The following is a 12475-nucleotide window of genomic DNA, read 5'->3' as shown; positions in this document are numbered from 1 at the left end:
CAACGCACAGGTTCGCCCCATGCGTTGTTTGTTAAGCTTTGCTCAGCAGCTTTCCAATAAAATCAGAACCGACAAACAAATCCTTCAAAAACCAGCCGACACAAGCAGGGGCGGGGCCTGCCGGTTCCATTCATGCCGGAGTCGTTTCGGCCAGCTCGGCAAGCTTTCCTTTTATATCTTTCGTACAGACGCCGCCATGATAGGCAATTACGCTCTCGATATCCAGCTTGGCAAGCTTCGCGATTGATTGCACCGCGGCTGCCCGGTCCGGGGTAAAATCCGGATTGAATGACAGGAGGACGCCATCCTCTGCTGTCAAAGCATCGCCTGAAATCAGCGTTTTGCTCGGGATGTGGTACAAAGAAATGTGGTCCGGGGAGTGGCCAGGTGTGTAAATCACTTGAATCCCGCCTGCATACGGAAGGATCTCTCCATCATGAAGGGCTTGATCCACTTTTACCGGAGTAGCAAAAGCACCGCTTTTCAGCAGAGCAGTTTCCCCTGCCAGATAAGGAATCGCCACTTCATGGGCAAGCACCTGGATTCTTCCCTCGCCGTATGAGACAAGCTCGGACAGACTGCCGATATGGTCGCGATCCTGATGGGTAATGATGATCTTCGTCAGCTTTTCCAGAGGGATATCTGCCTTGGCGAGCGTGTCCCGAATGAGCGGCAGCTGACCTGCCAGCCCTGTATCTATGAGCACCACTTCTTGCTCATCCCACAACACAGCCGTGTGGACGACGAATGGGCTTCCTCCTGCATCCATCTCCAGTTTGATTGTTTGTATTCCTTCGCGTGCAGCCACATCAAACACCTCCCGCATCTAGTCGAATGGAAAAATCTCCTCTTTTATGTTCCCTGACCGCCAGCAAGAATCCTTTTGGCCGCGAGAGTCGGGACGGACATGCTACTTGCATCGGGCGTTAACTGACTATAAAGAAAAATGACCGTCGCTTCATGGACGGCCATTTCTTTTCCTTATTATTTCCCTGCCTTTTGGCTGTACACTTCTTTTCCTTCTACTAACGTCAAAATGACCTTCGCATTCTTGATTTCAGTGGCCGGAATTTCGAACAAGTTTTTGTCCAGAACGATGAGGTCGGCTTTTTTGCCCACTTCGAGCGAGCCTGTAATGTCGTCTACGTGGTTGGCGTAAGCCCCGTCAATCGTAAAGCTGGCGATCATGTCAGGCAAAGTGGCGCGTTCATTCGGGTTGGCGATTTTCGCCGGGTCTGTCACGCCGTCTTCGATCCGGGTGATGCCTTGCTGGATGCCGTGAAGCGGGTTGAACTCCGGCGTCACGATATAGTCGGAAGAAGAAGCGATATGCACGCCTTGATTCAGGAAGCTTTTCATCGGGTATTCTTGTTCTGCGCGCTCATGACCGAGGTATGGCACTTCGATCTCATCGTAGTAGCCTTCCTCTTGCATGAACCAGAACGGTTGAACGATGCCGACAGCACCGAGCTTTTTAAAGCGGGCGATATCATCGCTGTTGACGAGCTGCAAATGAACGAGAGAGTGGCGAGCATCGTGCTTGCCGTTTTGTTTTTCGGCATATTCCATGCCATCGAGCGCGACCCGTGTGGAAGCATCACCAATCGAGTGCACATGCAACTGGAAGCCTGCCTTGTCGACAGCCGCTGCTGTTTTGTTGTAGACGTCCGGCTTCCAGATCAGTTCGCCGTTTGTATGTTTATGCTCATACGGCTTTTCCAGATAGGCCGTAGCACCTTCGACAACGCCGTCCATAAAGATTTTGACCGCGTTCACCTGGAACAACGGGTTTTGATTGCGTTCACGGATTTTGACAAACTCGGCAATCTGCTCCGGCCCTTTGTCCGGGTTAGCCGTGATCGCATTGCGGAAACGGATGGTCAGCTTGTTTTCGCGGGACAGTTCCTCGTATGCTTCCAGCACGTTTGGATAGCGCAGCATGTCCGGGTCGCGAACCGTTGTAACTCCGCGTTCAACCGCTTTGTGCTGATATTCCTCGATCCCTGCTTTGTACTGCTGCACGGTGTAGCCGCCGATTTTGGACAGGACCAAATCCATTGCTTTTTCGCGCAGTGTCCCGGATGGCTCGCCCGTTTTCGGGTCGCGCTCGATGATGCCGCCTTCCGGATTTTTCGTTTCTTTTGTAATGCCAGCAAGCTTCAGCGCAGCCGTATTGACCCACAACGAGTGGCCGTCATCGGAAGTCAAGGCAATCGGAATCGCAGGGACGATCGCATCCAGCACTTCTTTGCGCGGCCCGATGCCAGGTGCTACCGGATTGCTCCAGCCACGGCCCTGGAAAGCGACTTCTTTCGGATGCGCTTTGGCAAACCCGGAAATCACTTGGGTGTATTCCTCCATCGTACCTGCGTCAAACAGGTCGATGGAATAGATCAGTCCTGTTGTCTTGCTCGCATGGGTATGGCTGTCGATGAAGCCTGGCAGCACCATTTGCCCTTTCAAATCGGTCACTTTCGTCGTTTTTCCGATGTACGACTTGGCGCCTTCGTTCGTGCCGACATAGACGATTTCGTTTCCACGAATGGCGACAGCCTCTGCCCAGTTTCTGTTTCTGTCTACCGTATATACGGCACCGCCCGACAGGACGACATCCGCTGGCTGTACCGCCGCTTTTTGCACAGGAGCACCCGCTTGTCCGGCTCCCTGGCTTGTCCCTTGGGCAGCAAAAGCAGGCAGTGGCAGCATCAATGCCGTTGCCAGCAATGCGCTGGTCCATTTTTTTGCAAACAACACAATCCCCACCTATCTCTTTATCTTTGGTAAAAAACACGACAAACCTGATTGTAGCATCGCAACTCAGAAAATTCCATGAAATCCCTTGTGAAAACTCGTATTTTTCCCCGATTTTTGCCGAAATTGCTCGACTTTCATCGAAATCGCTCGCCAATTGGAAAAAGGTTGCTTTGACATCGCACGAAGGAACATTTACACTAATTAATGTTTCATGTGATTAATTATTAACTAACGATACTATTAACCATGGAAAGCAGGAGCGATAAACATGTCCAGTCAGTCTTCCCTTACCGATTTCGAACAGCTCTACATCCAGGTGCAGCGAAGTGTATCCGCCAATTGGCACAAGCGCCTGGACCCGCTCGTATCCGCTTCCCAAGCCATGATTTTGCGCATGCTCGACAAAAACGGCCCGCAAAAAGCTTCCACTCTGGCAGAGCAGCTGCGCATTACTCCCGGAGCCGTCACCAGTCTTTCCGATAAATTGATCGCCTGTGGCTATGCCAGCCGAAGTCGTGTCAGCCATGACCGTCGGGTGGTCTATCTGGAAATAACCGAGCGAGGCAGCGAGGTTTTGCAGCAGTACAAAATCGAGCTGAAGCGGACAGTGGCAGATTTGTTTGCTGGATTGTCAGACGAAGATCTGGCGCATCTGAACCGTATCTACCGCCAAGTTTTGCATAACATCGAAAGCGCAAGAGAGGAGAATCAAGCATGAGTGAGTTAACGGACAAGAAGAAAATTACGATCATGATTGCGATCATTACCGCCATGTTTTTTTCAGCTATCAACCAAACGATTATCGGTGTCGCCATGCCGCGCATCATCGCCAAGCTGGGCGGGATGGATTACTACTCGTGGGCGATCACGATTTACTTGCTGACGTCAACAGTCGCCTCCGTACTGGTCGGAAAGCTGTCGGACATTTATGGACGAAAGCCGTTTTTATTGGCCGGGATTGGACTGTTTAGCATCGGGGCCTTGCTGTCTGGCTTCTCGGGAACGATTTTTCAATTGATCACCTATCGGGCGATTCAAGGCGCTGGTGCCGGGATTATTATGTCGACCGCTTTTACCGCCATGGGCGATTTGTACGAACCACGGGAAAGAGCCAAATGGACAGGGGTCATGAGCGCTGTGTTCGGCGTCTCCAGTGTGGCTGGCCCGCTCTTGGGCGGGTATATCGTCGATCATCTGGACTGGCATTGGGTGTTCTGGATTTTCTTGCCGATTGGCGTGATCGCTTTTACTTTGATCCTGCTTCACTTCCCGCGCGTGGAAAAACGTCAGGGTGAATCGGTGGACTACTTCGGCTCCCTGTTTTTGACGACGACCATCGTGCCGATGCTGCTTGCTTTTTCCTGGGCAGGAGACGGTCCGAACAAATACGCCTGGGGCTCCTGGCAAATCATCAGTCTGCTCGCTGTCACCGTCGTCTCTTTGGGCATCTTCCTGTGGACAGAGACAAAAGTAAAAACGCCCGTCCTGCCGCTTGGCTTGTTTAAAAACAGCGTGTTTACCGTCTCCAACCTGGTCGGCTTCTTCCTGAACGCCGGGATGATGGGTGCGATCATTTACGTACCGTTCTTCGTCCAAGGGGTAAAAGGCATCTCGCCAACCATGGCCGGCTACGTCGCCATGCCGATGTCGATTGCCATGCTCGTGACCTCGGCACTCGCCGGTCAATTGATGACGAAGACAGGCAAGTACAAAAAAATGGCGATCAGCGGACTGCTCGTCATGACAGCCGGGATGGTGCTGATGTACTTCATGGTGCCAAGCACCCCGATTTATTTGCTCGTCCTGTACATGATCATTCTCGGACTGGGCATGGGGATCGCCATGCCAGTATTCTCCCTGACGGTGCAAAATGCCGTCGCTCCGAAAGAGCTTGGGGTCGCGACCGCCACTTCCCAGCTGTTCCGCAACCTCGGCGGTACGATCGGGATTGCAGTCATGGGCAGCGTCATGAGCGCCAGCATGACCACGAAAATGACCCAGCTCTCCGCTGGAATGGGGCAAACAGGCGCGATGCCGAACGATCCGGCCTTGGCCGAGAAGCTGGCGCTGTTTAGCAATCCGCAAAATCTGCTCGATCAGCCGAAGATCGAAGCAGCTCTGCACAGCTTGTCGCCGGAATCGCAAGCCGCCTTTGTTCACGTGCTGGATATGATCCGCGATGCCATGAGCTACGGCATTACCACGACCTTTTTGACAGGAGCAATCGTGGCTGGCTTCGCTGTCGTGATCGCTCTGTTCCTGAAAGAAATCCCGCTGCGCGGCCAAAGCCAGAAGCAACCGGAAAAACGCGCAGCTGACAACAGCAGTGAGTGGGACGGCGTTCAGCCTGGAAAAGCTTGATCATTGATCATAAACATGGATCATTCGCCGCGTTTTTCGGAAACGGAGACGCCAAAAAGACGCCAGTATCGTGCTGGCGTCTTTTTGCGTTGCATCGCGCTCCTCAACCACAAGCGCCAGCCCCTCGTCGCACCGCTTGCTCCCTTACAACTCGGCTCGCCCGGTACGAATGGCATGGGCGTAATCCATCCAGCCCGCCGCTTCCGCTTTTTGGGCCGCTTGTTCACAGTCGTACGGAAGCAACACCTGCTCCAACTTCCACCCCTCATCCTGCTGCTGCAAAACGGCGTATTTGGCATGCGGCGTCATCGATTCCATCGAGTGGGGATAAGGCGTCTCCTCAAAATAAGCTGGCAGCCCCACGCTTCCCGGATTGACGATCCACTTTCCATCCGGCAGCCACATGGACCGCTGCACATGCGTATGCCCGCAAACGATGATCTTTTGCGGCACAGCAGCAAGCTCAATCATCAACTCAGTCACGCTTTTGTCGTCAGTCCCGTACGGCGCCACCCTTTCCATCAAGTAGGCATCGTCGGCAAAAGGCGTTCCGTGGCAAAACAGAGCATCCTCGTACACATATGACTTTTGAAATGTCCGCAGCCAATCCAGCACCTCCTGACCAAGCAGCGGCTTCACATACTCATAGGTGGGAGATTCGAAATGATCCTGCAACAAATACCGATCGCAATTGCCCATGATGGAAACGATTGAAGGGCGGTTCATCAAAAGCTGTGCCGTTTCGACCGGAGCAATCGGGCCGAACAGCGTGTCCCCCAGATCGACGATAACTTGAATCCCCCGTGAATCGATGTCCTGGAGTACAGCTTCGAGCGCATAAACGTTGCTATGTATGTCAGAGATAACGGCTATGGAATGATGGTGCTTCAAGACAGATCGCTCCTTCTCACATAGTGCTTATCATCCATCATACCGCTCCACACCTGGATGCTCCAGCAAAATGAAGAGAACAGCCGGGTATTCAAACTTTCTGTAAATAGTATGTCACTTTCGTTAAATAGATTGATTAAATTCCGAAATTAGCTAATATTAGTATAACGCATTTAAAGAACCTGGCTCGGACGAACCTTTTGCAACAGGAGGCTGCTGTCATGAACTATGTCAAATCGGTGCTCAAGCAATTCTCGATTCCGTCTTTGCTTCAGTTGATTTTGAACATCTCTCTGATTGTTTTGGCCGTCATCCTCTGCGTCCTGCTCGTCAAGGAATTGATCCACTTTGGCAAAATGATGCTTTCTGCCGATTCGACCTTGAACGAATTTCTGGAAGCCATCATCGCCTTTTTTCTCTACTTCGAATTTATCGCCATGATCGTGAAGTATTTTCGCGAAAACTATCATTTTCCCCTGCGCTACTTTTTGTACATCGGCATCACGGCGATGGTTCGCCTGATCATCGTCGATCACCACAATCCGCTCAACACACTGATTTACTCCGGCGTGATTCTGATTTTGATCGTCAGCTATTACATCATCAACAAAACTCCGGTCGAGCGGCCAGGAAAATAAATAACGCATCATGCCTGCAAATCGGGGATGTCTTTTTCACGGAAAAGGCATCCTCTTTTTTCTTTTTCAAAAAAAGTTTGAGAGGGGGCACTGCTGCTGATCGTCTATAGTAATGTAAGCAAGCAAAACGGTCATGAACGTTTTGCCGAGTGCTGCGCAGCACCTTTTTTGCAAGGAGGATTGCATCATGCAGGACGATCGGGAGGTCATTGCGGAGGTTCTTGCAGGCAATAAAGAAGCTTATGCTCTGATCGTCAACAAATACAAAGGAAAAATCGCATCGATACTCCGGCGAAACTTGAGCCCTTCCCTTGAAGTTGAAGATATTGTCCAGGAAGTATTTATCAAGGCGTACTACAGCTTGCCCGACTATCGCCCGGGCCACTCGTTCCCGGCCTGGTTGTACCGGATTGCCATCAACCGGGGAATTGACGAGTTGCGCAAACGAAAGCGCACGCCTGCTGTAACGGAAATGAACATGGAGCTACAGGACGAATGCCCTGTCCCGCTGGAAGAGTATTTGGCAAAAGAAGAACGCCACACTTTATGGCAGCAACTGAAGAGACTGGATCAGTCGTACAGGACGATCCTTGATTTGCACTATCTCCAGCACCTCAGCTACAAGGAAATTGGCAGCAAGCTGTCGTTATCGCCAGATGCCGTACGAATGCGCTTGTCCTACGCCCGCAAAAAGCTGCGGGAACAGCTTGAAAAGCAGGAGAAAAAAGGGGGTGCCCCGCTGTGAATTGCCTTTCGCCGCAAGAACTGGAAGCTTATCTGGACGACCGTTTAGCGCAAACCGACAGACAAAAGTGGGAGCAGCATCTCGATCATTGCCCCCGCTGCCAGCAACAGCTTGAAGCGTACATCGACTGTCTCGCCCAAGCGAATGAACCATGGGCTGAAACAATCAGTGCGGACTTGGAGCAAAAAGTTATCCAGTCACTCTCGCCGCATCCTGTGAGCATTTTAAGCCGCACTGCCGATGCCCGTGCAGCTACACCCGCTCGCCAGAAAAAAAGGAGTATGACCGTCATGAAAAATGTATCCATTGCCGCTGCGGCATTAGCGCTTGTCGTTTCAGGAGGAATGCTCGTTTCTCCTACTTTTTCCAGCTATGTCAATGCTGCCTTTGCAAGCAAGCCGCTAAACAATCAAGCTCCTGCGCCTGCTGTCTCCAAAACCATCCTGGGTCAATTTGGCGACGACGGAATACGCCAGGCAGTCCAAAACGGATTCACGCAATTCCCGCAGGCACAAGTGACTGATCAAGGAATCACTTTTGCCGTTCAAGAGGTAATCGCAGACCCGCTTCGCATTCAACTGGCAGCCTCCATCACCGATCAAGCGGGAAAACCGCTGGAAGTATTCTGGCAGGATATGTATCAGCAAGGAGCAAAAAAACCCGTCGTGACGTTGAAAGACAAACAAGGAAACATTTTGCAGCCTGCTGATCTCGCTGAGGCAGGACGCTGGGAAAACCCGAACGACGAGTGGAAAAGCCAGCGAAACATGGCTGGACAACTTTTCCTGGAACGCGAGCTGAAAACGTATTTCCCGGATGCAAGCAAGATTCCTGACGAACTTGTTGTCGAGTTCTCCATCCAGCAAATGGACGAGACAAAAGGAAACTGGAAGCTGTCCATTCCTGTGAATATGCAAAAAGCAAAAGCAGCGACGCGCTCACAGGCGATTCACAAAAGCTACACGACGCCGCAAGGAATTACTTTTACGTTGCAAGAGATGACGTTTGCCCCAACAGGGGTCGAGCTGGTCATTGACCGGAGCGCAAACACCGACAAATCGGCCAGCTACAGCTACGAGCTTGTGGATGATCGCGGCACTGTTATTGCCGCTCGCGATCCCCAGATGTTTACCGCGAGAGTGAACAAGTCACAAAACGACATTCGTTCCATGTCAGACGTCCCGTTCCAGTCGATTGAGGGGGGCTACCGAAACTTCCACTACTTCCAGCCGATCGATCCCAAAACGAAGCTGTCTTTCAAGCTAGGCTCCGTCTACACGGAGGAACCGACTGATTTTCGCGTCAAAATCGACCTGGGACAACTCGAACAACAGCCTGTGCTCGCCGCGGATCACGAAGACCGCTTCACCTTCAAAAAATTTGTGAAGGCCCCTGATCGAGCCGTTGATGTGAAAGGATACGACGATGGCGCATACAAGGTAAACCCGGATGGCACTACAACGAAAATAGAAGGGCACCATATCGCCTATGACATCACGCTAGGCAAAAATACCGCGCCGCTCTTAACAGCTCCTGCGTATTGGACAATCACAGATGAAACCGGAAAAGAGCATGACACAGACTTCTACACGGACAAATCCGAACTCGTAAACGGCCTGGCGCATTTTGCTGGAACGATGCTGGTGAAGGACAGCGAACCACTTCCGAAAGAGCTGATCATTACTTCGACGAAGCGCATGGTCAAACATGACGATGCTGAGTGGCAAGTGCGGATTTTGAATGGTAAGTAAGTAAACATTCATACGAAAAAGGCTGGCAGTTCAGCGGACTGTCAGCCTTTTTCTATGGAAGTGTCCCGGCGTTGTTCATGAAAGTGGCTGCGGGCACTTACGGTCTTTTGATTGAAAGAAATTTGCGATGAAAAGCGATGCAGAATGCCTTCTTTTTATGCCTATTTGACTTGATCGCGGATCACAAACGACACCGTCGTCCCTTCCCCCGGCTTGCTCTGGATGGACAAGCCTTTGCCGTACATTTGCGTCAGTCTGCGGTGCGTATTGGACACGCCGATTCCGCCTTTTTCCTTCGTGGCGAGGTCCAGGATTCGCTCCACGATTTCCTTGTTCATTCCGACACCGTCGTCCTGCACTTCAAACCGGGTAGCGTCTTCCTGCCGCACAATTCGTATCCGCAAGGTTCCGCCCTCGATCTGGCTCAAAAGGCCGTGGTTGACGGCGTTTTCGACCAATGGCTGGATGGTGAGCGGCGGGATGAGCACGGTTTCGCAGCCAGGGTCGACCTCCCACTCGATGGACAAGCGCTCGCCGAAGCGTTCCTTTTCGATGTACAAGTACGACTCGACCAGTTCCAGCTCGTGGGAGAGCGGCACCCGTTCGCCTGTGTTCAGGAAGTCGAAGCTGATCCGCAAAAACGAAGTAAACGCGTCTCCGAGATTGCGCATCTTTTCTGTATCGATGTCACTCAAAGCCAAGATGGAGCTGAGTGTGTTAAACAAAAAATGAGGGTGAATTTGCGCCTGCAAATACGCTGCCTCCATGCGCAAGCGCTCATCGACGGTTTGTTTCAGCGTCGTCAGCGACCAGACCCGGTATTTCAGCTCCATGCCGTCGACAGGTTTGCAAATATAATCGTTGGCCCCGGCCAAATACCCGGTGTATATGTCTTCCGGCTGGCTTCGCGCGGTCAAAAGCAAGATCGGCAGTTCAGACAGTGTGAAGTGCTCCCGGATTTTCTGCGTCAGCTCATAGCCCGACATGTGCGGCATCATGACATCCATAATGATCAAGTCCCACTGCTTGGCGAAAAGCAGATCAAGCGCGTCTCTCGCTGACGTGCACGTCGTAATCTGATACGGCGACAAAATTCGCTCCAGCACTTTGAGATTGACCGGATCGTCATCCACAGCCAAAATGTTGGCACCTCGTTCGGCAAATGAACGGGCCGCCGTGTGCAGGGAAGACCAGGAAGGGTAAAACTCGTTGCGCGCGGACTTGGTTAATACAGGCACCTGGTACACCTTTTCGCCCGAACGCTCCCGCTCCCGGTTGTTCTCCACGCTTGCCATGCTTTCCGGCTCTGCCACCACCGGAAGTAGAAAGCTGAAATGCGAGCCTTTGCCTGGCTCGGAATGCACATGCAGCTTGCTGTCGTGCAATTCTACCAGCTGTGCGCAGATGGCAAGCCCCAGGCCAATTCCTCCGCCGTTGTTCACTCTTTGGCCGCCTTGCTCATACGGCTTGAATATTCGCGCCTGCGTCTCCTCATCCATTCCGATTCCCGTGTCAGACACGCGAATTTCCACCTGATTGCCTACTGCCTCGGCAAAAACGGTGATCGCTCCTTGTTCCGTAAACTTCAAGGCGTTGTGAATCAGGTTGAACAAGATTTGCACGAGACGCTTTTCATCTGCGAGAATCGGCGGCGTCGAATCGGGAACTTCCATCTGCAACTGGATTGGCCTGCCCTCGGCCATATAGGCAAGCATGCTGATCACACCGGAAGTGACCGCCTGAATGCGCAGCGGCTTTTTGTCCAGCACAATATGCTTGTCCTGCAAGCGGACAACATCCAGCAAATCGTCCAGCAGGTGGGACATTCTGCGGCTGATCGTGATGAGCAGCTCCATGTCTTGTGTGCTGCGGCTGCCCATGACGTGTCTTTCGCTCATGACGACCGTCTCCGCAATATTCATGATGCCGTGCAAAGGCGTTCGCAGCTCGTGAGATGTATGCGCGAGAAACTGGTCTTTTTGCTTGTCGGCTTTCTTCAATTGCTCGGTCAGCATCGCCCGCTCTTCGGCATGGCGGAAATACCCTCTGAACCAGTACGCCGAGAAGCTGACGAGAGCGGCGATCAGGTCAACAGGATAATAGACGTTTTTCATGTCGATCAGCTGATACTGCTGCAACACGCCCCAAATCACGTTGGAATACACACTGACAGCGGCGATGAGCAAAAACATCGCATCCTGCTGACTGCGCATCAGCATGCGGACAATGATAAAAGCAAAAAGCAGCAACGGCCCTAAATAATACAAGGAAAGCAGCTTGGAAGAAAGGTACACCCACTCGGACGATGCCAGTACAGGCTGAGCAAGAACAGGTAAACCCGGAACAGCCTGGAGGTTGTCTCTCCTCCCGCATTGGACAGTCTTCTCACCAGCAAGATCATGAGCAAAGGCTGCCAGATGTAAGACAGCAGTTCGATTTTGAGCGCCCACGCGTACGGAATCGGGAACCAGAGCAGCATCAGGTTGTCGTAGTCAATCACTGTCTTGATCGCGACGCAAAACAACAACAGTAAGAAGAATAAAAATTCCTTTTGGCGCGGCTTGAAAACAAACAGGATACCCGCATACAACCCGTGCAGCAGCAAAATCAGAAAGGTCGCCATTTGCAGGCCAATCGAATACCACCGTTCCGTATCAACCGCCGCCTGCGAGCCGAAGTAAATGTCTTTGATGATTCCTCCGTTATGCGGCCGCTGAAAATTGGCGCTCTGGATCAGCAGTTCAATGACCTTGGCGTCTCCTGCCGTATACGTGGCTGTGTAGGAAGCCTTCCACGGCTTGGTCGTCTCTGCTGTTGTAGCAGGCACGCCAAGTCCACCGATATGCTCTCCGTTAATCTCAATACGGGAAGCTGCCTCGATTTCCTGAATCCAGAACGTATACGGTTGCTCCAACTGCTGATCGACCAAAATTCGCAGCCGATACGTTCCATAGCCGTACGAATCAGCAGCATTCGGAAAAGCGCTGCTCCAGTCACCGGGTACTTGAACGTATTGCCGCTCCCTTTCCGGCACTTGCTTCAAATCTTTTTGGCTCAGAAAAGCATTCGGGTAAAACTCCCACTGCCCTTTTAACGAAATGGAAGGAGAACGCTCAAAGTCCCATCCACGCATGTCCAGGACACCGTGCTCTACATCAGGATGCTTTGGGTCTGCATTGAGCGAGTACCACATCCAGCGCAGTCCCAAAAGCAGCGCAAGAAAAAAAGTCAGGATGATTGCATACTTCCAGAGAGGCGCTGCTGCGTAATGAGGTATGGTTCGGCTATGTCGTTTCATCATAGTTGCATATTTTCGACATCAACATGTTTATCCC

At 52.0% G+C, this 12475-nt stretch carries 10 protein-coding genes; 5 read left to right on the top strand and 5 right to left on the bottom strand.

The features are described from left to right. Nucleotides 1-130: 130 nt before the first annotated feature. Complete coding sequence (locus HP435_RS04140) at nucleotides 131-808, bottom strand: MBL fold metallo-hydrolase (protein WP_173598696.1); 678 nt, start codon at nucleotides 806-808, stop codon at nucleotides 131-133. Between the two features lie 176 nt (nucleotides 809-984). Beyond that, entirely contained in the window at nucleotides 985-2751 is a 1767-nt protein-coding gene (locus tag HP435_RS04135; RefSeq protein ID WP_173598697.1) for an amidohydrolase, read from the bottom strand. 271 nt (nucleotides 2752-3022) lie between these two features. Here HP435_RS04135 and HP435_RS04130 point away from each other — a divergent pair, with 271 nt between their 5' ends. Both HP435_RS04130 and HP435_RS04125 read left to right on the top strand, forming a co-directional pair. Beyond that, nucleotides 3023-3472 (top strand): MarR family winged helix-turn-helix transcriptional regulator, encoded by a 450-nt coding sequence (locus HP435_RS04130; protein ID WP_122966329.1) that lies wholly within the window; start codon nucleotides 3023-3025, stop codon nucleotides 3470-3472. Beyond that, entirely contained in the window at nucleotides 3469-5115 is a 1647-nt protein-coding gene (locus tag HP435_RS04125; RefSeq protein ID WP_122966330.1) for an MDR family MFS transporter, read from the top strand. Before HP435_RS04130 ends, HP435_RS04125 begins: the two co-directional genes overlap by 4 nt. A 144-nt stretch (nucleotides 5116-5259) precedes the next feature. Here the strand turns inward: HP435_RS04125 and HP435_RS04120 are convergent, their stop codons facing one another. Then, nucleotides 5260-6006, bottom strand: coding sequence for a metallophosphoesterase family protein (locus HP435_RS04120; protein WP_173598698.1), 747 nt, complete (start codon nucleotides 6004-6006; stop codon nucleotides 5260-5262). A gap of 221 nt (nucleotides 6007-6227) precedes the next feature. Between HP435_RS04120 and psiE the strand changes: the two genes are divergently transcribed. From psiE to HP435_RS04105, 3 genes are all read left to right on the top strand, one after another. Further along, on the top strand, nucleotides 6228-6644 hold the full coding sequence (gene psiE, locus HP435_RS04115) for a phosphate-starvation-inducible protein PsiE (RefSeq protein WP_122966332.1): 417 nt from the start codon (nucleotides 6228-6230) through the stop codon (nucleotides 6642-6644). 187 nt (nucleotides 6645-6831) lie between these two features. Beyond that, entirely contained in the window at nucleotides 6832-7389 is a 558-nt protein-coding gene (locus HP435_RS04110; protein ID WP_122966333.1) for an RNA polymerase sigma factor, read from the top strand. Continuing rightward, complete coding sequence (locus HP435_RS04105; protein WP_173598699.1) at nucleotides 7386-9140, top strand: DUF4179 domain-containing protein; 1755 nt, start codon at nucleotides 7386-7388, stop codon at nucleotides 9138-9140. The genes HP435_RS04110 and HP435_RS04105 overlap by 4 nt, the downstream gene beginning before the upstream one ends. 161 nt (nucleotides 9141-9301) lie before the next feature. Here HP435_RS04105 and HP435_RS04100 read toward each other — a convergent pair whose 3' ends face one another. Together HP435_RS04100 and HP435_RS29225 are read right to left on the bottom strand one after the other, a co-directional pair. Beyond that, nucleotides 9302-11407: an ATP-binding response regulator gene (locus tag HP435_RS04100; RefSeq protein WP_367304800.1), complete on the bottom strand. Its 2106-nt coding sequence runs from the start codon at nucleotides 11405-11407 to the stop codon at nucleotides 9302-9304. Beyond that, nucleotides 11395-12441, bottom strand: a complete 1047-nt coding sequence (locus HP435_RS29225) for a hypothetical protein (protein WP_370641092.1) — start codon at nucleotides 12439-12441, stop codon at nucleotides 11395-11397. Before HP435_RS29225 ends, HP435_RS04100 begins: the two co-directional genes overlap by 13 nt. Nucleotides 12442-12475 lie beyond the last annotated feature (34 nt).

The sequence above is a fragment of the Brevibacillus sp. HD3.3A genome, assembly GCF_013284375.2.
Lineage (GTDB): Bacteria > Bacillota > Bacilli > Brevibacillales > Brevibacillaceae > Brevibacillus > Brevibacillus parabrevis.
Note: the sequence above shows the minus strand (reverse complement) of the source record. Positions and strands in the feature narration are given on the sequence as shown.

Bases quoted from the DNA above. Each gene is read 5' to 3' on its own strand.
- HP435_RS29225 (WP_370641092.1), bottom strand. From the start codon at position 12,441: ATGATGAAACGACATAGCCGAACCATACCTCATTACGCAGCAGCGCCT.
- HP435_RS04130 (WP_122966329.1), top strand. From the start codon at position 3,023: ATGTCCAGTCAGTCTTCCCTTACCGATTTCGAACAGCTCTACATCCAG.
- psiE (WP_122966332.1), top strand. From the start codon at position 6,228: ATGAACTATGTCAAATCGGTGCTCAAGCAATTCTCGATTCCGTCTTTG.
- HP435_RS04110 (WP_122966333.1), top strand. From the start codon at position 6,832: ATGCAGGACGATCGGGAGGTCATTGCGGAGGTTCTTGCAGGCAATAAA.
- HP435_RS04125 (WP_122966330.1), top strand. From the start codon at position 3,469: ATGAGTGAGTTAACGGACAAGAAGAAAATTACGATCATGATTGCGATC.